Below are 24,093 nucleotides of genomic sequence, written 5' to 3' on the forward strand. Positions count from 1 at the left end.
GATTAGTTTAATTCATGTGAATAGTTAAGCCAGTCGCCGCGTTCCCTCTTACACTATGCGCTGTTATTCGTTCGTTACTGGAAGTCCAGTCACCTTGTCAGGAGTATTATCGTGATTAGTCTATTCGACATGTTTAAGGTGGGGATTGGTCCCTCATCTTCCCATACCGTAGGGCCTATGAAGGCGGGTAAACAGTTCGTCGATGATCTGGTCGAAAAAGGCTTACTGGATAGCGTTACTCGCGTTGCCGTGGACGTTTATGGTTCACTGTCGCTGACGGGTAAAGGCCACCACACCGATATCGCCATTATTATGGGTCTTGCAGGTAACGAACCTGCCACCGTGGATATCGACAGTATTCCCGGTTTTATTCGCGACGTAGAAGAGCGCGAACGTCTGCTGCTGGCACAGGGACGGCATGAAGTGGATTTCCCGCGCGACAACGGGATGCGTTTTCATAACGGCAACCTGCCGCTGCATGAAAACGGTATGCAAATCCACGCCTATAACGGCGATGAAGTCGTCTACAGCAAAACTTATTATTCCATCGGCGGCGGTTTTATCGTCGATGAAGAACACTTTGGTCAGGATGCCGCCAACGAAGTGAGCGTGCCGTATCCGTTCAAATCTGCCACCGAACTGCTCGCGTACTGTAATGAAACCGGCTATTCGCTGTCTGGTCTCGCTATGCAGAACGAACTGGCGCTGCACAGCAAGAAAGAGATCGACGAGTATTTCGCGCATGTCTGGCAAACCATGCAGGCATGTATCGATCGCGGGATGAACACCGAAGGCGTACTGCCAGGCCCGCTGCGCGTGCCGCGTCGTGCGTCGGCCCTGCGCCGGATGCTGGTTTCCAGCGATAAACTGTCTAACGATCCGATGAATGTCATTGACTGGGTAAACATGTTTGCGCTGGCAGTTAACGAAGAAAACGCCGCCGGTGGTCGTGTGGTAACAGCGCCAACCAACGGTGCTTGTGGCATTGTTCCGGCAGTGCTGGCTTATTATGACCACTTTATTGAATCGGTTAGCCCGGACATCTATACCCGTTACTTTATGGCTGCGGGCGCGATTGGTGCACTGTATAAAATGAACGCCTCTATTTCCGGTGCGGAAGTCGGTTGCCAGGGCGAAGTGGGTGTTGCCTGTTCAATGGCTGCTGCGGGCCTTGCCGAGCTGTTGGGCGGTAGCCCGGAACAGGTTTGTGTGGCAGCGGAAATTGGCATGGAGCACAACCTCGGTCTGACCTGTGACCCTGTTGCAGGGCAAGTTCAGGTGCCGTGCATTGAACGTAACGCCATTGCGTCAGTCAAGGCGATTAACGCCGCGCGGATGGCCCTGCGTCGCACCAGTGCGCCGCGCGTCTCGCTGGATAAAGTCATCGAAACGATGTACGAAACCGGTAAAGACATGAACGCCAAGTACCGCGAAACGTCTCGTGGTGGTCTGGCAATTAAAGTCCAGTGTGACTAATACTTTATCCTCGCCCATCTGCAACGGATGGGCGAATTTATCCCTGCTTTCTCGTCTGCTGTAATTTTCCCCACTACACTTCCACTGTTGCGTCAGGCGTTTGTCGCCATACGCTTACAGGGTGGCCCGCATGCAAAAAGCACAACGGATCATTAAAACCTATCGCCGTAATCGAATGATTGTTTGTACGATTTGCGCACTCGTTACGCTCGCTTCGACCCTGAGCGTGCGATTTATTTCACAGCGTAACTTAAATCAACAACGGGTAGTACAATTCGCCAATCACGCTGTAGAGGAATTAGATAAAGTACTGCTTCCCCTACAGGCAGGTAGTGAAGTCTTACTTCCGCTAATTGGTCTGCCCTGCTCTGTCGCCCATTTGCCATTACGTAAACAGGCGGCAAAACTCCAAACTGTGCGATCCATTGGCCTGGTGCAAGACGGCACACTTTATTGCTCCAGCATTTTTGGTTATCGCAATGTGCCCGTCGTGGACATTCTGGCTGAACTTCCTGCACCGCAACCACTTTTACGACTGACGACCGACCATGCCCTGATTAAAGGCAGTCCGGTTTTGATTCAATGGACGCCTGCAGCGGGCAGTAGCAATGCTGGGGTCATGGAGATGATCAACATCGACTTACTGGCGGCAATGCTGCTTGAGCCACAACTGCCGCAAATCAGTAGCGCCAGCCTGACGGTGGACGACGGCATTTGCTCTATGGTAATGGGCTGGTAGATTCCCTTCCGCAACCTGAAGACAATGAAAACTATCATGTTTCTTCGCAACGCTTTCCTTTTACCATTAACGTTAATGGTCCGGGGGCTACGGCGCTGGCATGGCACTATCTTCCAACACAATTACCGCTGGCGGTGCTGCTAAGTTTACTTGTGGGCTATATCGCCTGGCTGGCGACCGCTTACCGGATGAGTTTTTCCCGTGAAATCAATCTGGGCCTGGCGCAACATGAGTTCGAATTGTTCTGCCAGCCTTTGCTTAATGCGCGCAGCCAGCAATGTATTGGTGTAGAGATTTTGCTGCGCTGGAACAATCCACGTCAGGGCTGGATTTCACCGGATGTGTTTATTCCTATCGCGGAAGAACATCATTTAATTGTGCCACTGACCCGCTATGTGATGGCAGAAACCATCCGTCAGCGGCATGTTTTCCCAATGAGTAGTCAGTTTCATGTTGGCATTAACGTCGCACCCAGCCATTTTCGCCGTGGTGTGCTGATAAAAGATCTCAATCAGTACTGGTTTAGCGCTCACCCGATTCAGCAACTGATCCTCGAAATCACCGAACGCGATGCCTTACTGGATGTTGATTATCGGATTGCCCGCGAGCTGCATCGTAAAAACGTCAAACTGGCGATTGATGACTTCGGCACCGGCAACAGTTCATTTTCCTGGCTTGAAACATTACGTCCTGACGTGCTGAAAATTGATAAGTCATTTACCGCAGCTATAGGTTCTGACGCGGTTAACTCGACGGTGACCGATATCATCATCGCACTGGGGCAAAGACTGAATATTGAACTGGTGGCGGAGGGTGTGGAAACACAAGAACAGGCGAAGTATTTGCGCCGTCATGGCGTGCATATTTTGCAAGGGTATTTGTACGCACAGCCGATGCCGCTACGTGATTTTCCCAAATGGCTGGCGGGCAGCCAACCGCCGCCCGCCCGGCATAATGGACATATCACGCCCGTTATGCCGTTACGTTAACGCTTACTCATCTTCATCGTGCGCCGGTTGCTCTTTAACAATGCGAACCAGATCAACACGATAATCATTGGCTTCAATGATGGTGATATGCAGTGGCCCTACATCAATCACATCGCCCACACGGGGAATGTGACCATTTGCCGAGATCACGAGGCCCGCGACCGTCGCGATATCATCGTCATCGGCAAGGTGCTCAACATCAAGCGCCTGCTGCAAGGCATGCAAATCTGTACCGCCTTTTACCAGCCAGCCGTCACCATCGGTAATGATTTCCGGCGTTTCGTCAGCGTCCGGGAATTCACCCGCAATGGCTTCCAGCACATCCAGCGGCGTGACCAGGCCTTGTACCACACCAAACTCGTTGGTCACGATAACGAAGCTCCCGCGAGCACGACGCAGCACGCCCAGTAGGTTGATCGGGTCAAGGGTTTCAGGGACGATAATCGCCGGAGACGCCGAAGCAATCGCCGCCACATCAACACCTTCTTCGAGCGCCACCAGCAGTTCTTTAGCACGTACGATACCGATGATTTCATCCAGTTCACCGCGACATACCGGGAACAGACTGTGCGGTGAGGAGAGCAGCTGCTCACGGATTTCATCGACCCCGAGATTAGCGTCAACCCAGCTTATTTCACCGCGCGGCGTCATGATCCCGCGCAGAGAACGCGACGCCAGCGTCAATACACCGTTAATCATGTAACGTTCTTCTTCGGCAAACGCACCTTCCGGTACCGGGATAGGCATCGGGTTATCGGCATCGTGCTGAACATTGGCCTGACGTTTCCCCCCCATCAAACGCAGGATGGCATCGGCAGTACGCGCACGCAGCGGCAAAGTCGACTGGTGACGAATAAAGTTGCGACGCGCAATCTGGTTAAACACTTCGATGATGATCGAGAAGCCAATCGCGGCATACAGGTAACCTTTCGGAATGTGGAAACCGAAACCTTCTGCCACCAGACTCAGACCAATCATTAACAGGAAGCTCAGACAGAGCACCACCACCGTTGGATGCTGATTAACAAATCGCGTCAGCGGTTTCGATGCCAGCAACATGACCGCCATCGCAATCACCACCGCCGCCATCATCACCGGTAGATGGTTAACCATCCCTACTGCCGTAATTACCGCATCCAACGAGAAGACGGCGTCAAGGATGACGATCTGTGTGACGACCACCCAGAAACTGGCGTAGCCTTTACCGTGGCCGGAATCATGATCGCGGTTTTCCAGCCGTTCATGCAGTTCGGTTGTTGCTTTGAACAGCAAGAATATCCCCCCGAACAACATAATCAGGTCGCGTCCGGAGAAGGAGAAATCCATGACGGTAAATAGCGGTTTGGTCAGCGTGACCATCCATGAAATCAGCGACAGCAGCCCCAGACGCATAATCAGCGCCAGTGATAATCCCAGCAAACGCGCTTTATCGCGTTGTTTTGGCGGCAGTTTGTCAGCAAGAATGGCGATGAAGACCAGGTTATCGATACCCAGCACAATTTCGAGAACAACAAGCGTGAGTAGCCCCGCCCAAATTGAGGGGTCCATTAAGAATTCCATGACAAGCTCCTGCTTAAGGAATAGCTATTCGGCGCCAGAAATAATGCAGGCGTAACGACAAAAGGCAAACGAAAGGTGCGGCATAAAGTGCCAGAAAAGCAGGCGTTAAAAGGCCTGATGCTGAAATGACGTCGGTGACGATCCATACTGCGGGCTACTGCCCTATACTCCATGGTTGTTAAACGGGAGTTAAACATATCAGAGACACATCTGATTTGGCAAAGATTTACCTTCCTTTGCAAACGAATGTGACAAGGATATTTTACCTTTCGAAATTTCTGCTAATCGAAAGTTAAATTACGGATCTTCATCACATAAAATAATTTTTTCGATATCTAAAATAAATCGCGAAACGCAGGGGTTTTTGGTTGTAGCCCTTATCTGAATCGATTCGATTGTGGACGACGATTCAAAAATACATCTGGCACGTTGAGGTGTTAACGATAATAAAGGAGGTAGCAAGTGACCATTGCTATTGTTATAGGCACACATGGTTGGGCTGCAGAGCAGTTGCTTAAAACGGCAGAAATGCTGTTAGGCGAGCAGGAAAACGTCGGCTGGATCGATTTCGTTCCAGGTGAAAATGCCGAAACGCTGATTGAAAAGTACAACGCTCAGTTGGCAAAACTCGACACCACTAAAGGCGTGCTGTTTCTCGTTGATACATGGGGAGGCAGCCCGTTCAATGCTGCCAGCCGCATTGTCGTCGACAAAGAGCATTATGAAGTCATTGCAGGCGTTAACATTCCAATGCTCGTGGAAACGTTAATGGCCCGTGATGATGACCCAAGCTTTGATGAACTGGTGGCGCTGGCAGTAGAAACAGGCCGTGAAGGCGTGAAAGCACTGAAAGCCAAACCGGTTGAAAAAGCCGCGCCAGCACCCGTTGCCGCAGCACCAAAAGCGGCTCCAACTCCGGCAAAACCAATGGGACCAAACGACTACATGGTTATTGGCCTTGCGCGTATCGACGACCGTCTGATTCACGGTCAGGTCGCCACCCGTTGGACCAAAGAAACCAATGTCTCCCGTATTATTGTTGTTAGTGATGAAGTGGCTGCGGATACCGTTCGTAAGACACTGCTCACCCAGGTTGCACCTCCGGGCGTAACAGCACACGTAGTTGATGTTGCCAAAATGATTCGCGTCTACAACAACCCGAAATATGCTGGCGAACGCGTAATGCTGTTATTTACCAACCCTACAGATGTAGAGCGTCTCGTTGAAGGCGGCGTGAAAATCACCTCTGTTAACGTTGGTGGTATGGCATTCCGTCAGGGTAAAACCCAGGTGAATAACGCGGTTTCGGTTGATGAAAAAGATATCGAGGCGTTCAAGAAACTGAATGCGCGCGGTATTGAGCTGGAAGTCCGTAAGGTTTCCACCGATCCGAAACTGAAAATGATGGATCTGATCAGCAAAATCGATAAGTAACGTATTGTGTTGATTATCACTCAGTTTTCACACTTAAGTCTTACGTAAACAGGAGAAGTACAATGGAGATTACCACTCTTCAAATTGTGCTGGTATTTATCGTAGCCTGTATCGCAGGTATGGGATCAATCCTCGATGAATTTCAGTTTCACCGTCCGCTAATCGCGTGTACCCTGGTGGGTATCGTTCTTGGCGATATGAAAACCGGTATTATTATCGGTGGTACGCTGGAAATGATCGCGCTGGGCTGGATGAACATCGGTGCTGCCGTTGCGCCTGACGCCGCTCTGGCTTCTATCATTTCTACCATTCTGGTTATCGCAGGTCATCAGAGCATTGGTGCGGGTATCGCACTGGCAATCCCTCTGGCTGCTGCAGGTCAGGTACTGACCATCATCGTTCGTACTATTACCGTTGCTTTCCAGCACGCTGCGGATAAGGCTGCTGATAACGGCAACCTGACAGCGATTTCCTGGATCCACGTTTCTTCTCTGTTCCTGCAAGCAATGCGTGTGGCTATTCCGGCCGTCATCGTTGCGCTGTCTGTTGGTACCAGCGAAGTCCAGAACATGCTGAATGCGATTCCGGAAGTGGTGACCAATGGTCTGAATATCGCCGGTGGCATGATCGTGGTGGTTGGTTATGCGATGGTTATCAACATGATGCGTGCTGGCTACCTGATGCCGTTCTTCTACCTCGGCTTCGTAACCGCAGCATTCACCAACTTTAACCTGGTTGCTCTGGGTGTGATTGGTACTGTTATGGCAGTGCTCTACATCCAACTTAGCCCGAAATACAACCGCGTAGCCGGTGCGCCTGCTCAGGCCGCTGGTAACAACGATCTCGATAACGAACTGGACTAACAGGTGAGCGAAATGGTTGATACAACTCAAACTACCACCGAGAAAAAACTCACTCAAAGTGATATTCGTGGCGTCTTCCTGCGTTCTAACCTCTTCCAGGGTTCATGGAACTTCGAACGTATGCAGGCACTGGGTTTCTGCTTCTCTATGGTACCGGCAATTCGTCGCCTCTACCCTGAGAACAACGAAGCTCGTAAACAAGCTATTCGCCGTCACCTGGAGTTCTTTAACACCCAGCCGTTCGTGGCTGCGCCGATTCTCGGCGTAACCCTGGCGCTGGAAGAACAGCGTGCTAATGGCGCAGAGATCGATGACGGTGCTATCAACGGTATCAAAGTTGGTTTGATGGGCCCGCTGGCTGGTGTGGGCGACCCGATCTTCTGGGGAACCGTACGTCCGGTATTTGCAGCGCTGGGTGCCGGTATCGCGATGAGCGGCAGCCTGTTAGGTCCGCTTCTGTTCTTCATCCTGTTTAACCTGGTGCGTCTGGCAACCCGTTACTACGGCGTAGCGTATGGTTACTCCAAAGGTATCGATATCGTTAAAGATATGGGTGGCGGCTTCCTGCAAAAACTGACGGAAGGGGCGTCTATTCTCGGCCTGTTTGTCATGGGGGCATTGGTTAACAAGTGGACACATGTCAACATCCCGCTGGTTGTCTCTCGCATTACTGACCAGACGGGCAAAGAACACGTTACCACTGTCCAGACTATTCTTGACCAGTTAATGCCGGGCCTGGTACCGCTACTGCTGACCTTTGCTTGTATGTGGCTGCTGCGCAAAAAAGTTAATCCGCTGTGGATCATCGTTGGCTTCTTCGTCATCGGTATCGCGGGTTATGCTTGCGGCCTGCTGGGACTGTAAGACTGTTGTACACTACCGGGGCCTTTTGGCCCCGTTTTTTTATCTGGAGGATTAATGACAATCACGGACCTGGTACTGATTCTTTTTATCGCCGCACTCCTGACCTTCGCGATCTACGATCAGTTCATCATGCCCCGCCGCAACGGCCCCACCCTGCTGGCAATTCCTTTGCTCCGACGTGGCCGCATCGACAGCGTTATCTTCGTAGGACTGATTGTCATTCTTATCTATAACAACGTCACGAATCATGGCGCGCAAATAACGACATGGTTATTAAGTGCACTGGCTCTAATGGGGTTTTATATTTTCTGGATCCGCGTTCCGAAGATCATCTTTAAACAAAAAGGTTTTTTCTTCGCCAATGTCTGGATTGAATATAGTCGAATTAAAGCGATGAACTTGTCTGAAGATGGCGTGTTAGTGATGCAATTAGAACAGCGCCGGCTGTTAATCCGCGTTCGAAATATCGACGACCTGGAGAAAATTTATAAACTTCTTGTTTCCACTCAATAAGTTATGAATTTAGCCAAAGCTATGTTTGCTGTATTTTAAATAATCAGACATAGCTTAGGCTATATTATCCCATCCCTTATTTGTTATTTATTTTAACGTTTCATTGATATATAAATCTAAATGAAAATCGTTATCAATTAACTGCTGAAATAATATATCCCAACAGTTGTTTTATATTCTAAAAATATGTTAATGTTGCGCCCTCATTTGGGGAGTAGCCGATTTCCAGATTCCGGAAATGTACGTGTCAACATACTCGTTGCAAAACGTGGCACGTACGGACTGAACACTTTCAGTCAGGCGAGACCATATGCACATCAATCGCTATGCCTGCATGAACGCGAAAATCATCGCGGTTTGTTGTTCATGTATGCATGTTTGCTGGGGGCGATGATGTGTTTTATGGATACCCCGGTCAGGACGTTGTCATGAATATCACTGCTACTGTTCTTCTTGCGTTTGGTATGTCGATGGATGCATTTGCTGCATCAATCGGTAAAGGTGCCACCCTCCATAAACCGAAATTTTCTGAAGCTTTGCGAACTGGCCTTATTTTTGGTGCCGTCGAAACCCTGACGCCGCTGATCGGCTGGGGAATGGGCATGTTAGCCAGCCGGTTTGTCCTTGAATGGAATCACTGGATTGCGTTTGTGCTGCTGATATTCCTCGGTGGGCGAATGATTATCGAGGGTTTTCGTGGTGCAGATGATGAAGATGAAGAACCGCGCCGTCGACACGGTTTCTGGCTACTGGTAACCACCGCGATTGCCACCAGCCTGGATGCGATGGCTGTGGGGGTTGGTCTGGCCTTCCTGCAGGTCAACATTATCGCGACCGCATTAGCCATTGGTTGTGCAACCTTGATTATGTCGACATTAGGGATGATGGTTGGTCGCTTTATCGGCTCAATTATTGGGAAGAAAGCGGAAATTCTCGGCGGGCTGGTACTGATCGGCATCGGCGTCCAGATCCTCTGGACGCACTTCCACGGTTAATAAGAACGCTGCCAGAGGTGAATATTAAAGTCCGTCTGGCAGTCAAACACTTCTTTTGCTGCCAGCGTTTGCCAGACTTCTGGCTTCGCTCGCCAGGCAAACGGCGTCATCTGCAATAACGCGACGGCTTCGTCACCGCGAAGACGCATCGGATAACACAACTCATCACTCTGCTGTAATGTAAAACCTTCCAGTTGTTCTGCATGAGGTGCATGAAGATGTACTTCATTGTAAATCAGCCCCTTCAGCTCCATCAAATGTCGCGGTCCCGGCGTAGCTGTAATGATCCAACCGCCGGGCTTCACTACGCGCGCTAATTCTTCTGCTTTACACGGCGCATAGATGCGAATAATGGCGTTCATGCTGGCATCGGCAAACGGCAAACGGTGACTGGAAGCGACACAAAAAGTGACCTGCGGATAGCGTTTTGCCGCAGCTTTGATCGCCACCTTCGAGACATCCAGACCAAACGTGGTGATTTCGGGCAACGCATCGGCAAATGCGTGTGTGTAATACCCTTCACCACAGCCGATATCCAGCACCGCCGTGGCCGTTTCATCAAGCTGTTCCCGCAGTTGGGCAACAATTGCATCACGCAGCGGCTGATAATGTCCGGCATCTAAGAATGCGCGTCGTGCTTGCATCATTTCCGCGCTGTCGCCCGGATCACGAGATCGTTTATGCTGAACAGGCAACAGGTTGACATACCCTTCTTTCGCCATATCAAACTGATGTCGCTGGGGACAGATATAGCTGTTTTTTTCACGCGAGAGAGGCTGATGGCAAAGTGGACAGGAAAACGACATGACAACTCCGGCAGGATACTAAAGTCCGCAAGTGTAACGCGAATCACGCGGCGGGCAAATATCCGAATGCCAGGAGCGAAGATAAAGCAAAGTAAAAAGCCTCGCATTCGACGAGGCTTTATAGCGAGATTGAAGTGTCTTCACACTTCAGATCAGTGGATTCGATCAGATAGCTGTTACGTTAACAGCTGCCGGACCTTTCTGGCCGTCCTGAATTTCGAACTCAACGTTCTGACCTTCAGCCAGAGTTTTGAAGCCATTACCCTGGATAGCGGAGAAGTGTACGAACACGTCTTTGCTGCCATCAGCCGGAGTGATGAAGCCAAAACCTTTAGACTCGTTGAACCACTTAACCTGACCTTTAATCTTTGCCATTTGAAAAATTCCTTAGATTGTTTTCTTCGCCCGCAGGCATAACATAGATAAAACTGACACATTACTGCATGAGGCACCAATATAAGGCTCGGCAGAGAAGCGGTATTCAACGTCAACGTGTTTACTCAGGACTTCTTTACTGAAAATGCCACACATAAACAGAACTGTACCTCGTTTAACCCGAAATCTGTTATCACATACAACGTTAATTATGGCAAGCCATTTTTAAACATGTCTCGATCAGACGCACAAATCTCGATACGTCTTCCACTTTTTTTGCACACTTATGCAACGGAATACGCGCCGATATATCATTGTGCTTAACCTTGCCAGTTCAGGCAGATACTTAAACTGACGTATTTTCTAACATAGTTCAATAAGTTCAGTTGTTCCAGGCCAATGGGAGAAGTTATTACATAGTGCGTGCAATATCACATTTTCTGCTATGCAATGAATAAAAAGTTATATCACTTTTTCTCATAAAACAGTCAGTTAACGGCTATCAATCACCCCAAAGAGAAGTCAATCGCCAAAGGTATTGTAAATTTAAAATAAGAAAAATTGATGAATGCGCAAAAAAATCAAGAGAGAAACGTTTCGCTAATAAATAATACCACGCTTAATCACAAATCCGATGTAAACATCCTAATAAATTAATGGGCTAAATATCTTTTTCTGATATCCCGTTACGCAAATAAATAATATGATAATTATTTGAAGTCAGACCAGAGTTTTAATTTGAAGCAGTTGCACCATGACAGTGCGTATAATCAGGATGAATTGAGTAACCCTTCAACGACGGGGTTACTCAAGATTGAGGAAGGATTACCGTTCGGCGACCAGACGAATAATATCTTCGTCTTCAACCGATTTTTGACTCTCAACGGTCTTTTTATCTTCTTTCTCAGGTTCGTTTGCTTCGCACAAACGACGTAACAGTGCATTTTGACGTTTTTGCTGATCCAGCAACGCCTCAAGCAGTTCAATCTGTTCGTTAGTTCGTGAACTGGCACGATTGATAAAAAACCACAAGATGAGCCCGAGAAGAAGAACCACCACCGATACAACCAAAGACGCAATGTTCATCACGCCTGAATTTACAACTTCGTTCATTTCACCACCTCTGAGTAGAGGCGCTATTCTACCACTGCTGGAGAGGAAGAAAATCTAGTGCTGAAAAAATGATATCACCACGGGATAAACTGGTTAATGGCACAAATTCCGCTGAAAAATTGTACATCCTGATCGCACATCATGTTGAATACCTGCGCCCAAAGCAGCAAGCAAGCCAACACCACGACAACCAGAACGACCCATCGAAACTTTTTCACTCCAATCTCCGTTTCACCTACCTTATGTCATTAAACTAGCATGTGTTAGTTAAACAGCGCCTAACTATGTCGATATTCGTGCTTTTTCAGAATGAGTCGCTTGCTTCAGCGCATATTGCCGCTACGATTAAGCGAACATAAAAAGAGAAGAGGTTGTAATGCGATTCATCATTCGCACAGTTATGCTGATAGCACTGGTATGGATAGGATTATTACTCAGCGGATATGGCGTTTTGATTGGAAGCAAAGAGAATGCCGCGGGATTAGGTTTGCAATGTACCTATCTGACCGCCAGAGGCACCAGCACGGTACAATACCTGCACACTAAAAGTGGTTTTCTGGGGATAACAGATTGCCCGTTGTTACGTAAAAGCAATATTGTGGTCGATAATGGTTAAGGGTAATAAATAACCAGATTCTCACTCATAAGTAAAATATTCTTATCGCAAGTGCGTTTAATATAACGCCACCTTCAACTTTATTTTTCTCATGCTAAATAAAGAACCTGTCTGTTTGATATTCAGACAGGTTCTTACTCTCATCAGAACGGATAGTCGTGATAACCCATTTGGGCAGAAATTTTGCGCGCCGCGGTATGCAACATTGCGACATATTCCTGTAAACGCTCTTCAGAGAAACGCAACGTCGGGAAGGAGATGCTCAGACCGGCAATGACCACGCCAAAGCGATCAAATACCGGAACCGCAATGCAACGCAGTCCTTCTTCCTGCTCTTCGTTATCTTCGCCATACCCCTGCTCGCGCACCAGGTCCAGAACGGGTAATAACGCTTCTGTACTGGTGATGGTCCGTTCGGTACTGCGTTTATACTCCACGCCCTCAAGAATTTGCTTCACTTCATCGCGATCGCGCCATGCCAGCAGTACCTTACCAATCGCGGTGCTGTACAGCGGATTACGACGACCAATCCGTGAATACATGCGCAAATTGTACATAGAGTCAATTTTGTGGATGTAAACAATACTGTCTTCGTCCAGTGCGCCGAGGTGGATAGTTTCTTTCGTCAGGCGGGAGATCTCACGCATCTGGATATCTGCGCTACGAATTAAATCGACGTTTTGTAACGCGCGAGCGCCCAGTTCAAACAATTTCAGGGTCAGCGAATATTTCTCCGACTCCCCTTCCTGCGCCACATAACCCAGGGTTTTCATGGTCTGTAAAAAGCGATAAACGGTGCTTTTTGACATCATGACGCGCTGCGACAGCTCGGTTATCCCTATTTCGCGCTCTTCACCCAGCGCCTGCAAAATGCCAAAAACTTTCAGCACGGAAGATACAGAATCAGGCTGTTTATCCAGATCTGCGTTAGCCATTTATCACCTCATTGCGAGTGTTTTATAAAAATCAGAACTGTTTTTTATTATAATTTCGCACCTGGGTGGTCGCAATCCATCTTTTGCCGGTTAGTTACAATTCTGCGACATCCACCGTGAATATCAGTGCTAGAATCTTACCCCTGTTGATTATTCACCAAAGATATAAAATTCCTATGCCAAAAGTTCAGGCCGACGGCCTGCCGTTGCCCCAGCGATACGGTGCGATATTAACCATTGTGATTGGTATTTCGATGGCTGTGCTTGACGGCGCAATCGCCAACGTCGCCTTGCCAACAATCGCCACAGACCTTCATGCCACACCGGCCAGTTCCATCTGGGTAGTGAACGCCTATCAAATCGCCATTGTCATCTCCCTGCTCTCGTTTTCGTTTCTGGGCGATATGTTTGGCTATCGACGTATTTATAAATGTGGTCTGGTCGTTTTTCTGTTGTCTTCACTGTTCTGCGCCCTTTCTGATTCGCTACAAATGCTCACCCTTGCGCGTGTCATACAAGGTTTCGGCGGTGCAGCGTTGATGAGCGTTAATACCGCACTTATCCGCCTGATCTATCCACAACGTTTTCTGGGTAGAGGGATGGGCGTAAACTCGTTTATTGTTGCCGTCTCTTCTGCTGCCGGGCCGACAATTGCTGCAGCAATCCTCTCCATCGCATCCTGGAAATGGTTATTTTTAATCAACGTACCGTTGGGTATTATCGCCCTGCTTCTGGCCATGCGTTTTCTGCCACCCAATGGCTCTCGTGCCAGTAAACCCCGTTTCGACCTGCCCAGCGCCGTGATGAACGCGTTAACCTTCGGCCTGCTTATTACTGCATTGAGTGGTTTCGCTCAGGGGCAATCGCTGACGTTGATTGGCGCGGAACTGGTGGTAATGGTTGTCGTTGGTATTTTCTTTATTCGCCGCCAGCTTTCTCTTCCCGTACCGCTGCTACCGGTGGATTTACTGCGTATCCCGCTGTTTTCACTTTCTATTTGCACATCTGTTTGCTCTTTCTGCGCACAAATGCTGGCAATGGTTTCCCTGCCCTTTTACCTGCAAACCGTGCTCGGGCGTAGTGAAGTCGAAACAGGTTTACTTCTGACACCGTGGCCGTTAGCAACAATGGTGATGGCTCCGCTGGCAGGCTATTTAATTGAACGCGTACATGCAGGATTGCTGGGTGCTTTAGGGTTGTTCATCATGTCTGCGGGGCTTTTTTCCCTGGTTCTGCTGCCCGCGTCACCTGCGGATATCAATATTATCTGGCCGATGATCTTATGTGGCGCTGGATTTGGCTTATTCCAGTCACCCAATAACCACACCATTATTACCTCCGCTCCGCGCGAACGTAGCGGTGGGGCCAGTGGCATGTTAGGGACGGCTCGTCTATTGGGTCAGAGTAGTGGCGCGGCGCTGGTGGCGCTGATGCTAAATCAGTTTGGTGATAATGGTACACACGTCTCGCTGATGGCTGCGGCTATTCTGGCAGTGATTGCTGCCTGTGTCAGTGGCTTACGTATTACCCAGCCACGATCCAGGGCATAAATAAATATCCTCCGGCATAGCCGGAGGTTTTTCAAATGCGCCTGTAAGGCTCTGTTACCAGCCGCGCCCTAACAGGCGCATACGATCTGACATTTGCATTCAACTTCGTTACTTACGGCCCGTAAACGGGCTGCCCGGATATGGAATCGATAACTGCTCCCCCATTTTATCCTCTTCAAGCTGGTGCTTTATGTAGTCCTGTATCTTCGCCGTGTTCTTACCCACCGTATCGACATAGTACCCTCGGCACCAGAACTCCCTGTTTCTGTATTTGAATTTCAAATCCCCAAACTGCTCGTAAAGCATCAGACTGCTTTTCCCTTTCAGATATCCCATAAAGCCGGATACGCTCATTTTGGGTGGGATTTCCACAAGCATATGGATATGATCTGCGCAGCACTCTGCTTCCAGAATCCGTACGCTTTTCCACTCACACAGCTTTCTCAAAATACTGCCTATCGCCCTACGCTTCTCTCCGTAAAACGCCAGTCTTCGGTATTTCGGCGCAAAAACTATGTGATATTTACAGTTCCAGCGGGTGTGCGCTAAGCTCTTTTCGTCCCCCATTGGGACCCCCTTTTGATTTCTTGTTTGACACTTGCAGTTGCCAGACCGCAAGGTGTTTTAACAAATCAAAAGGGGTTTTAATAACTGGCTCAAAGCTGAAAGCTTTCCGGAACCCCCAGCCTAGCTGGGGGTTTTCTGTGCACAAAAAAAGCGCGTCGATCAGGACGCGCTTTTTAGTATTTACTTCATATTACTTCAGGTATTCACCCGTACGCAGAGCTTCAATACGTTTATCCAGCGGCGGGTGAGTCATGAACAACTCACTGAGCGATTTCGACTTCCCGTTAATACAGAAAGCCATCATGCTGGTTGCTTCTTGTGGTTCATAGCTGGTTTTCAGGCGTTGCAGCGCGGCAATCATTTTCTCACGACCAACCAGTTTTGCTGAACCCGCATCGGCGTGGAATTCACGGTGACGCGAGAACCACATGGTGATAATGCTCGCCAGAATACCAAACACCAGTTCCAGCACCGTCGCGACGGCAAAGTAGATCAGTGGGTTGCCGTTGCTCTCTTCACCTTCGTCACGGTTACCGCCCATGAAACCAGCAGCCAGCTGCGCCAGAATACGTGAAATAAAGATAACGAAGGTGTTCACCACGCCCTGAATCAGCGTCATGGTGACCATATCACCATTGGCGATGTGACTGATTTCGTGAGCAATTACCGCCTCAGCTTCATCCGGGCTCATGTTCTGCAGCAAACCGGTGCTGACAGCAACCAGAGAGGCATCACGGCGCGCACCGGTTGCAAAAGCGTTGATGTCCGGCGCATGGTAGATAGCCACTTGCGGCATAGCGATCCCCGCCTGACGAGCCTGGGTTGCTACAGTATTGACCAGCCAACGTTCCCTTTCGTTACGCGGTTGCTCGATCACTTCCCCGCCAACAGATCGTAATGCCATCCATTTGGACATCAGAAGCGAAACGAAGGAACCACCAAAACCGAACAGCAAGGCCATGATCATCAGCCCCTGAACGCTGCTCGACTGTATCCCTGTCAGGCTCAGTACCAGCCCGAAAACGACCATTACGGCCAGGTTCGTTAGCAGGAAGAGCGCGATTCGCATCATAATTTTCTTTTTACCTCAGTTTAACAAAACGCAATATGCGATACCCACATCGTATGGGTTACGCGACTATTTTCAAGTCTGGATAGTGCGTAAGTCACCAGAAAGACACAACTTTACATTTTGTAGCATCTGATTTACGGCATCTTGCCGCTGTTAAAAAATCAGGCACAATTTCTTGTGCCTGATTGATGTTACTTGACGGGAGCGGGTTGTTCCGCGGGTCTGGCTTTTTCAAGCTTCGCCAAATCGAGTGCGATATTCACCGTCTCATCCAGATAAGGATCCGGTTCCTGGTAATCTTTCGGTAGATCATCCAGCTTCTTCAACTCCGGTTTACCTTCGCGTTTAAAGCGTTCGTTCAAACGCGCCAGACGCGTCGCATCATCTTCATTATTCTCTTTCTCACGCACCGCGTAATTCAGAGAAACGATATTGCGCTTGTCCTTCATGGCGTTGAAGCGCGCGATATCCTTCATGATGTTCTGGAACTCAGGATCTTTCGCGATACGCGCATTATGCGCCTTCAGCAACTCCGGTTCAAAGGCCGTTAAATCGCCTGATTTCACATAGGTTGCAGCATCAATGCTATCCCACGGCAGCGCGTTATCTTCAAATTTCTCTCCCGTTTCCGTTTCTTCATTACCTGTCGGCATGATGATGTCTGGCGTTACGCCCTTACGTTGCGTACTGCCGCCGTTAACGCGATAGAATTTCTGGATCGTGTATTGAACAGAACCCAAAGCTGGCCATTCAGGACGTAACATCTGATCGTAAATACGGTTCAATGAACGGTACTGCTGGACAGTGCCTTTACCAAATGTCGGTTCACCCACAACCAGCGCACGACCGTAATCCTGCATTGCCGCAGCAAAGATTTCTGAAGCCGAAGCACTAAAGCGGTCAACCAGCACCACCAGCGGGCCTTTATAGAAGACCTGACCGTCGGTATCGCTGTCTTCACGAACTTTACCGTTGTTATCACGAACCTGAACAATCGGACCTGCAGGAATAAACAGGCCTGAAAGCGATACTGCCTCGGTCAACGCCCCACCGCCATTGCTACGCAGGTCGATGATCACACTGCTGACATTCTGTTTTTCCAGTTTCTGCAGTTGTACTTTGACATCATCTGTCAACCCCACATAGAAGCCAGGAATATCCAGCACGCCAACTTTCTCTTTACCGACGGTCTTCACCGACATTTTAACCGCACGGTCTTCGAGGCGAATACGTTCACGGGTCAACGTTACAGTACGGGTCTTGGTCCCTTTACCAGCAGGTAAAATTTCCAGACGAACTTTACTGCCCTTCGGCCCTTTAATTAAGGCAACCACGTCATCAAGACGCCAGCCAATCACGTCAACCATCGGCTTGCCTGTTTGACCAACACCGACAATTTTGTCACCAACGCTGATAGCTTTACTCTTCGCTGCCGGGCCACCTGCCACCATCGAATTGATAACGGTGTAGTCATCATCCATTTGCAGCACTGCGCCAATACCTTCCAGCGACAAACTCATTTCAGTGTTGAACTGTTCGGTATTACGCGGGGAAAGATAGTTGGTATGCGGGTCTATTTCACGAGCAAACGCCGTCATTGCCAGCGAGAAAACATCTTCGCTGTTGGTTTGCGCCAGACGACGAATGGCAAATTTGTAGCGGCGAGTCAGGGTTTCACGAATTTCTTTATCCGCTTTTCCTGTCAGCTTAAGACTTAACTCGTCGAATTTGACTTTACTGTCCCACAGCGCGTTCAACTCAGCCTCGTTTTTCGGCCATGGAGCTTTGCTGCGGTCAAGGTTATAAGTGTCGTTGCCGGTAAAATCCATTGGCTTTTCCAGTACCGACAAAGCGTACTGGTAACGTTCAAAACGGCGCTTTTGCGCCAGATTGTAGAGATCGTAGAAAACGTCGAGTTTGCCTGAACGAAGTTCATCGCCTAACTCGGTTTTCTTTTTCGCGAACTGTTCAACATCGCTTGCCAACAGCACGTTGTGGCTGTAATCGAGCAGATTCAGGTAGCGGTCAAAGATTTTAGCCGAAAATGCCTGATCGAGGTCGAACTGGCGATAATGAGAACGGGTGAAGCGCGACGTTACGCGCTCACTCACCGTCGCATGCTGCGTCTCTTCCTTTAATACCGGAATTTGATCAGCACGCGTGATATCTTCTACAGCGAAGGTCTGGCCTGCTATTGCAAGCAGGCCAGCTAACGCGGTAAGCCTAAAAAACATGTTCATGCCTGGCCCGGCCTCCGTTTCAGAACACCAGGTGTTCTGCGCGCACAATCAAAGACATACCCGAATTCAGTTGGACGCGGACGCCGTCTTTGGTGATTTCTAATACGGTGGCATCCATCGCGTTTTGACCCGCTTTCACCTTCAGGGCTTGTCCGACAGTCAGAGCTGAAATGTCAGAAACTGGGGTGTGCTGTTCTTCGCGAGGTGCTTTTGCTGTTTTTGGCGCTTTCTCTACCGGCTTTTGCGCACGTGGTTTACGCTCAGCGCCTTCTTTGCGGCGTGGCGTGGTCGGACGTGGCTTGCGTTCACGGCGCGGTGCGTCTTCTTTCTCACCAGCAGCTGCGGCAGCTTCGCGTTTTTTCGCTTGCTGCTCAGCACGCTGTGCCTGAACACGTGCTTTCGCTTCTTCAAGCTGCTTGCGAGCATGCTCTACATGTTGCTCGTCCAGCTCACCGCATGGGTTGCCGTCAAGATCGACACGCGTTGCGCCGGGTTTAACACCGTAAAGGTAACGCCAGCTCGAGGTATAGAGACGTAAAGCGGATCGCAATTGCGTTTTGCTCAGGTTCATTTCCCCGGCAACACGATCGACCAAATCCTGAAAAATACCGATTTTCAGCGGACGCGCTTCACCTTCCGCACTGAAACAGTGGGGAAAACGTTCGGCCAGAAACGCGATTACTTCTTTACTGCTATTCAACTTAGGTTGATTTTCCATGAAATTTCCTGATTACAACGGACGTAGCCAACAAGCGCAGGCATGAACAGGCGTCATTATAATGACGCCATCAGTAAATGCTACGTTATCCGTTGATTATCCTGCGACGCTCGCAAAGAATTTTTTGTAATCCGTCATTGCAAGCACCTTTTCAAGCTGTGCCACAAGCTGACGTAAGCCCTGCTCGTCCTCGTCTGTAAAGCGACCGAAGACGGTACTGTCGATATCGAGAACACCAATAATCTGATTTTTCACCACCAGCGGCAGGACAATTTCAGAATTACTTGCTGCATCACAGGCAATATGCCCGTCAAAAGCGTGAACATCCTCGATTCGCTGCACTTCATTACGGGCAACTGCAGTGCCACACACACCGCGCCCGACGGGGATGCGTACACAAGCAATTTTGCCCTGAAACGGTCCGAGAACCAACGTCTCGTCCTCAAGCAAATAAAAACCTGCCCAGTTTACGTCAGTGAGACGCTCATATAACAACGCACTGGTGTTTGCCAGCGTTGCCAGAAAACTGGTTTCTCCCGCCATCAGCGCGTTAAAGTCACGGTTTAAATCCGCGTAAAATTCTGTTTTGTTCATTATGTAATCACTTGGTTGTCTTACCTGGAACTGCCAGCCTATTAAAATAAGCATTAAATGCGTTAATGCTCAAGATCATTCCCATCATGGGTTAATATTAATGTTAATTCTTATTACATTTGGCACGTCATGGCTCTTAACACACCACAAATTACGCCGACAAAAAAGATAACAGTGATGGCAATTGGCGAGGAACTGCCGCGTGGTGATTACCAACGTTGCCCGCAATGTGACATGCTGTTTAGCCTACCCGAGATAAACTCTCATCAAAGTGCCTATTGTCCGCGCTGTCAGGCAAAAATTCTTGACGGGCGCGACTGGTCGCTAACGCGCCTGGCAGCAATGGCATTCACCATGCTGTTGCTGATGCCGTTTGCCTGGGGCGAACCGCTGTTGCATATCTGGCTGTTAGGTATTCGTATTGACGCCAATGTCATGCAAGGCATCTGGCAAATGACCAAACAGGGCGATGCAATAACGGGGGCGATGGTCTTTTTTTGCGTTATTGGTGCCCCCCTTATTCTGGTGACCTCCATAGCTTATTTATGGTTTGGTAACCGACTGGGAATGAATCTACGCCCGGTACTGCTGATGCTTGAGCGATTGAAAGAGTGGGTGATGCTGGACATCTATCTGGTCGGTATTGGCGTTGCTTCTATAAAGGTGCAGGATTATGCGCACATTCAGGCGGGTATTGGTCTGTTCTCTTTTGTTGCATTAGTGATATTGACCACGGTGACGTTGTCACATCTTAATGTCGAGGAACTGTGGGCGCGATTTTATCCGCAGCTCCCCGCTACACGTAGAGACGAGAAACTCCGTGTCTGTCTTGGGTGCCATTTTACCGGCTATCCTGATCAGCGTGGTCGCTGCCCGCGTTGCCATATCCCGCTACGCCTGCGTCGCCGTCATAGTCTGCAAAAGTGCTGGGCGGCGCTGTTAGCATCAATCGTGTTGTTGTTACCTGCCAACCTGTTACCTATTTCTATCATTTATCTGAATGGTGGCCGGCAGGAAGATACGATTCTTTCCGGGATTATGTCGCTGGCAAGTAGCAACATTGCGGTCGCCGGAATCGTGTTTATCGCCAGTATTCTGGTGCCGTTTACTAAAGTGATCGTCATGTTCACTTTACTGTTGAGTATTCATTTTAAATGCCAGCAAGGTTTACGCACACGCATTCTGTTACTGCGGATGGTGACCTGGATTGGTCGCTGGTCGATGCTCGACCTGTTTGTCATATCTTTAACCATGTCGCTGATTAATCGCGATCAGATCCTCGCTTTTACTATGGGACCGGCTGCGTTTTATTTCGGCGCAGCGGTAATTTTGACTATTCTTGCTGTGGAATGGCTGGACAGCCGCTTACTTTGGGATGCACATGAGTCAGGAAACGCCCGCTTCGACGACTGAAGCGCAGATTAAAAATAAACGCCGTATCTCACCTTTCTGGCTGCTGCCGTTCATCGCGCTAATGATTGCCGGTTGGCTGATTTGGGATAGTTATCAGGACCGGGGTAATACCGTCACCATCGACTTTATGTCGGCGGATGGTATTGTCCCGGGCCGCACCCCTGTTCGTTATCAGGGCGTTGAAGTCGGAACTGTGCAGGATATCAGCCTGAGCGACGATCTTCGTAAGATTGAAGTCAAGGTCAGCATCAAGTCTGATATGAAAGATGCGCTGCGCGAAGAGACACAGTTCTGGCTGGTGACGCCAAAGGCCTCACTGGCAGGTGTCTCCGGGCTGGATGCCCTCGTCGGTGGTAACTATATCGGTATGATGCCGGGTAAAGGTAAAGAGCAGGATCACTTTGTCGCACTCGATACCCAACCGAAGTATCGGCTGGATAATGGCGATCTGATGATCCACCTGCAAGCCCCCGATCTCGGTTCACTGAACAGTGGTTCATTGGTCTATTTCCGCAAGATCCCGGTGGGAAAAGTCTACGACTATGCCATCAATCCCAATAAACAAGGCGTGGTGATTGATGTCCTGATCGAGCGGCGTTTTACCGACCTGGTGAAAAAAGGTAGCCGTTTCTGGAATGTTTCTGGCGTTGATGCCAACGTCAGTATCAGTGGCGCGAAGGTGAAACTGGAAAGTCTGGCGGCACTGGTTAACGGTGCGATTGCCTTCGATTCACCTGAAGAGTCGAAACCTGCCGAGGCGGAAGATACCTTTGGTCTGTATGAAGATCTCGCCCACAGCCAGCGTGGCGTAATAATAAAACTGGAACTGCCGAGTGGGGCCGGATTAACCGCCGACTCGACGCCGTTAATGTATCAGGGGCTGGAAGTCGGACAGCTGACTAAACTGGATTTAAATCCTGGTGGTAAAGTCACTGGGGAAATGACCGTTGATCCCAGCGTCGTCACCCTGCTTCGTGAAAATACTCGCATCGAATTACGCAACCCGAAATTATCCCTTAGCGATGCCAATCTCAGCGCCCTGCTGACCGGAAAAACCTTTGAGTTGGTGCCCGGCGATGGCGAGCCACGCAAAGAGTTCGTTGTTGTGCCAGGCGAAAAAGCCCTGCTACAAGAGCCGGATGTTCTGACACTGACCCTGACAGCACCAGAAAGTTACGGCATTGATGCTGGTCAGCCGCTCATTCTTCACGGCGTGCAGGTAGGCCAGGTTATTGATCGTAAACTCACCAGCAAAGGCGTCACCTTTACCGTCGCCATCGAGCCTCAGCATCGCGAACTGGTAAAAGGCGATAGCAAATTTGTCGTCAACAGCCGTGTCGACGTGAAGGTGGGGCTGGATGGCGTTGAGTTTCTCGGTGCCAGCGCCTCAGAATGGATTAACGGCGGGATACGTATTCTGCCAGGCGATAAAGGCGAGATGAAAGCCAGCTATCCACTGTATGCCAATCTGGAAAAAGCGCTGGAGAACAGCCTTAGCGATTTACCCACCACAACCGTGAGTTTGAGTGCAGAGACGCTGCCGGATGTACAGGCAGGATCGGTAGTGCTATACCGTAAATTTGAAGTTGGTGAAGTTATTACTGTGCGTCCGCGAGCTAACGCGTTTGATATCGATTTGCATATTAAGCCGGAGTATCGCAACCTTCTGACCAGCAACAGCGTGTTCTGGGCAGAAGGTGGGGCGAAAGTTCAGCTAAATGGTAGTGGTCTGACTGTACAGGCATCCCCACTCTCCAGAGCATTAAAGGGGGCTATTAGCTTCGATAACCTCAGCGGTGCCAGCGCCAGCCAACGTAAAGGTGACAAGCGAATTCTGTATGCTTCCGAAACAGCGGCCCGTGCGGTTGGCGGACAGATTACGCTCCACGCTTTCGATGCCGGAAAACTGGCAGTCGGGATGCCAATTCGCTATCTCGGTATTGATATCGGGCAAATTCAGACGCTGGATCTGATTACCGCGCGCAATGAAGTACAGGCAAAGGCGGTGCTCTATCCGGAATATGTCCAGACCTTTGCACGCGGTGGTACACGCTTCTCAGTGGTCACACCGCAAATTTCGGCAGCTGGCGTTGAGCATCTTGATACTATCCTCCAGCCGTATATCAACGTCGAACCTGGCCGGGGCAATCCTCGCCGCGACTTTGAATTACAAGAGGCCACCATAACTGATTCGCGTTACCTGGATGGCTTAAGCATTATTGTTGAAGCGCCGGAAGCCGGTTCGTTAGGCATCGGTACGCCTGTGCTGTTCCGTGGTCTGGAAGTTGGTACGGTTACCGGAATGACGCTGGGGACATTGTCAGATCGCGTGATGATTGCGATGCGCATCAGTAAACGCTATCAACACCTGGTGCGTAACAATTCCGTCTTCTGGTTGGCATCGGGTTACAGTCTGGACTTTGGTCTGACGGGCGGCGTGGTGAAAACCGGCACCTTTAACCAGTTTATCCGTGGCGGCATTGCCTTCGCCACGCCTCCGGGTACGCCACTGGCACCGAAAGCCCAGGAGGGCAAGCACTTCCTGTTGCAGGAAAGTGAACCGAAAGAGTGGCGTGAATGGGGAACTGCGCTGCCCAAATAATGTCCATTGCTCCGGCGTGCCTGCGCCGGAGCGTTTATGCTAAACTGCGCGCCTGTTTT

General features: G+C 49.6%; 23 protein-coding genes and 1 pseudogene. 11 read left to right on the forward strand and 13 right to left on the reverse strand.

All coding sequences use genetic code 11. The features are described from left to right. Positions 1–111 precede the first annotated feature (111 nt). Positions 112–1,476 carry an L-serine ammonia-lyase gene (gene sdaA, locus QUE34_RS11275; RefSeq protein ID WP_000624298.1) on the forward strand — a complete coding sequence of 455 codons (1,365 nt, stop codon included), beginning with the start codon at positions 112–114 and terminating at the stop codon, positions 1,474–1,476. A 130-nt stretch (positions 1,477–1,606) separates the two neighbouring features. After that, positions 1,607–3,204: pseudogene (gene pdeD, locus QUE34_RS11280) on the forward strand (cyclic di-3',5'-guanosine monophosphate phosphodiesterase PdeD). Between the two features lie 3 nt (positions 3,205–3,207). On the opposite strand, the gene yoaE reads toward pdeD, so the two are convergent. Together yoaE and QUE34_RS11290 are read right to left on the reverse strand one after the other, a co-directional pair. Further along, entirely contained in the window at positions 3,208–4,764 is a 1,557-nt protein-coding gene (yoaE, locus tag QUE34_RS11285; RefSeq protein ID WP_000394976.1) for a CNNM family cation transport protein YoaE, read from the reverse strand. Further along, positions 4,752–4,910, reverse strand: a complete 159-nt coding sequence (locus QUE34_RS11290; RefSeq protein ID WP_269218577.1) for a protein YoaL — start codon at positions 4,908–4,910, stop codon at positions 4,752–4,754. The genes yoaE and QUE34_RS11290 overlap by 13 nt, the downstream gene beginning before the upstream one ends. Positions 4,911–5,226: 316 nt before the next feature. Between QUE34_RS11290 and manX the strand changes: the two genes are divergently transcribed. The 5 genes from manX to mntP all read left to right on the forward strand — a co-directional run bounded on the left by manX (position 5,227) and on the right by mntP (position 9,433). Next, positions 5,227–6,198 (forward strand): PTS mannose transporter subunit IIAB, encoded by a 972-nt coding sequence (manX, locus tag QUE34_RS11295; protein WP_000150550.1) that lies wholly within the window; start codon positions 5,227–5,229, stop codon positions 6,196–6,198. Positions 6,199–6,260: 62 nt separating this feature from the next. Beyond that, entirely contained in the window at positions 6,261–7,061 is an 801-nt protein-coding gene (gene manY / locus QUE34_RS11300) for a PTS mannose transporter subunit IIC (RefSeq protein ID WP_000406926.1), read from the forward strand. Between the two features lie 12 nt (positions 7,062–7,073). Beyond that, entirely contained in the window at positions 7,074–7,925 is an 852-nt protein-coding gene (manZ, locus tag QUE34_RS11305) for a PTS mannose transporter subunit IID (protein WP_000228655.1), read from the forward strand. Positions 7,926–7,979: 54 nt separating this feature from the next. Next, on the forward strand, positions 7,980–8,438 hold the full coding sequence (locus QUE34_RS11310; protein ID WP_000156290.1) for a DUF986 family protein: 459 nt from the start codon (positions 7,980–7,982) through the stop codon (positions 8,436–8,438). A 428-nt stretch (positions 8,439–8,866) separates the two neighbouring features. Continuing rightward, a complete protein-coding gene (gene mntP / locus QUE34_RS11315) occupies positions 8,867–9,433 on the forward strand; it encodes a manganese efflux pump MntP (protein ID WP_001296134.1) in 567 nt (188 codons plus the stop codon). Here the strand turns inward: mntP and rlmA are convergent. From rlmA to mgrB, 5 genes are all read right to left on the reverse strand, one after another. Beyond that, entirely contained in the window at positions 9,430–10,239 is an 810-nt protein-coding gene (gene rlmA, locus QUE34_RS11320) for a 23S rRNA (guanine(745)-N(1))-methyltransferase (RefSeq protein ID WP_000010111.1), read from the reverse strand. The genes mntP and rlmA overlap by 4 nt on opposite strands. A 165-nt stretch (positions 10,240–10,404) precedes the next feature. Further along, positions 10,405–10,614, reverse strand: a complete 210-nt coding sequence (cspE, locus tag QUE34_RS11325; RefSeq protein ID WP_001062678.1) for a transcription antiterminator/RNA stability regulator CspE — start codon at positions 10,612–10,614, stop codon at positions 10,405–10,407. 12 nt (positions 10,615–10,626) lie between these two features. Next, positions 10,627–10,770: a DUF2627 domain-containing protein gene (locus QUE34_RS11330; protein ID WP_001295496.1), complete on the reverse strand. Its 144-nt coding sequence runs from the start codon at positions 10,768–10,770 to the stop codon at positions 10,627–10,629. Positions 10,771–11,439: 669 nt separating this feature from the next. Next, positions 11,440–11,727: a YebO family protein gene (locus QUE34_RS11335; protein WP_103253651.1), complete on the reverse strand. Its 288-nt coding sequence runs from the start codon at positions 11,725–11,727 to the stop codon at positions 11,440–11,442. A 74-nt stretch (positions 11,728–11,801) separates the two neighbouring features. Next, positions 11,802–11,945, reverse strand: coding sequence for a PhoP/PhoQ regulatory lipoprotein MgrB (gene mgrB, locus QUE34_RS11340; RefSeq protein WP_000714550.1), 144 nt, complete (start codon positions 11,943–11,945; stop codon positions 11,802–11,804). Between the two features lie 158 nt (positions 11,946–12,103). On the opposite strand from mgrB, the gene QUE34_RS11345 reads away from it, so the two are divergent. Then, positions 12,104–12,343, forward strand: a complete 240-nt coding sequence (locus QUE34_RS11345; RefSeq protein ID WP_001211011.1) for a YobH family protein — start codon at positions 12,104–12,106, stop codon at positions 12,341–12,343. 143 nt (positions 12,344–12,486) lie between these two features. Here the strand turns inward: QUE34_RS11345 and kdgR are convergent, their stop codons facing one another. After that, positions 12,487–13,278 (reverse strand): DNA-binding transcriptional regulator KdgR, encoded by a 792-nt coding sequence (gene kdgR / locus QUE34_RS11350; RefSeq protein ID WP_032184413.1) that lies wholly within the window; start codon positions 13,276–13,278, stop codon positions 12,487–12,489. 176 nt (positions 13,279–13,454) lie between these two features. Here kdgR and QUE34_RS11355 point away from each other — a divergent pair, with 176 nt between their 5' ends. Next, the gene (locus QUE34_RS11355) at positions 13,455–14,828 is read left to right on the forward strand and encodes an MFS transporter (protein WP_032303209.1); all 1,374 of its coding nucleotides are present in this window, start codon (positions 13,455–13,457) and stop codon (positions 14,826–14,828) included. Between the two features lie 108 nt (positions 14,829–14,936). On the opposite strand, the gene tnpA is transcribed toward QUE34_RS11355, so the two are convergent. From tnpA to msrC, 5 genes are all read right to left on the reverse strand, one after another. Beyond that, entirely contained in the window at positions 14,937–15,395 is a 459-nt protein-coding gene (gene tnpA / locus QUE34_RS11360) for an IS200/IS605 family transposase (RefSeq protein WP_000502112.1), read from the reverse strand. A gap of 190 nt (positions 15,396–15,585) precedes the next feature. After that, on the reverse strand, positions 15,586–16,467 hold the full coding sequence (gene htpX, locus QUE34_RS11365) for a protease HtpX (protein ID WP_000984517.1): 882 nt from the start codon (positions 16,465–16,467) through the stop codon (positions 15,586–15,588). A gap of 191 nt (positions 16,468–16,658) precedes the next feature. Beyond that, positions 16,659–18,707: a carboxy terminal-processing peptidase gene (prc, locus tag QUE34_RS11370; protein ID WP_103253653.1), complete on the reverse strand. Its 2,049-nt coding sequence runs from the start codon at positions 18,705–18,707 to the stop codon at positions 16,659–16,661. A gap of 19 nt (positions 18,708–18,726) precedes the next feature. After that, positions 18,727–19,425 (reverse strand): RNA chaperone ProQ, encoded by a 699-nt coding sequence (gene proQ / locus QUE34_RS11375; protein ID WP_000431368.1) that lies wholly within the window; start codon positions 19,423–19,425, stop codon positions 18,727–18,729. Between the two features lie 96 nt (positions 19,426–19,521). Then, on the reverse strand, positions 19,522–20,019 hold the full coding sequence (gene msrC, locus QUE34_RS11380) for a free L-methionine (R)-S-oxide reductase MsrC (protein ID WP_001043890.1): 498 nt from the start codon (positions 20,017–20,019) through the stop codon (positions 19,522–19,524). Positions 20,020–20,148: 129 nt separating this feature from the next. Here msrC and yebS point away from each other — a divergent pair, with 129 nt between their 5' ends. Both yebS and yebT read left to right on the forward strand, forming a co-directional pair. Beyond that, complete coding sequence (yebS, locus tag QUE34_RS11385; protein WP_103253654.1) at positions 20,149–21,432, forward strand: membrane integrity lipid transport subunit YebS; 1,284 nt, start codon at positions 20,149–20,151, stop codon at positions 21,430–21,432. Continuing rightward, positions 21,401–24,034 (forward strand): lipid-binding membrane homeostasis protein YebT, encoded by a 2,634-nt coding sequence (gene yebT / locus QUE34_RS11390; protein WP_001306757.1) that lies wholly within the window; start codon positions 21,401–21,403, stop codon positions 24,032–24,034. Before yebS ends, yebT begins: the two co-directional genes overlap by 32 nt. The last annotated feature ends 59 nt before the right edge of the window (positions 24,035–24,093 follow it).

Source organism: Escherichia sp. KS167_9B, from assembly GCF_030295215.1.
Lineage (GTDB): Bacteria > Pseudomonadota > Gammaproteobacteria > Enterobacterales > Enterobacteriaceae > Escherichia > Escherichia coli_F.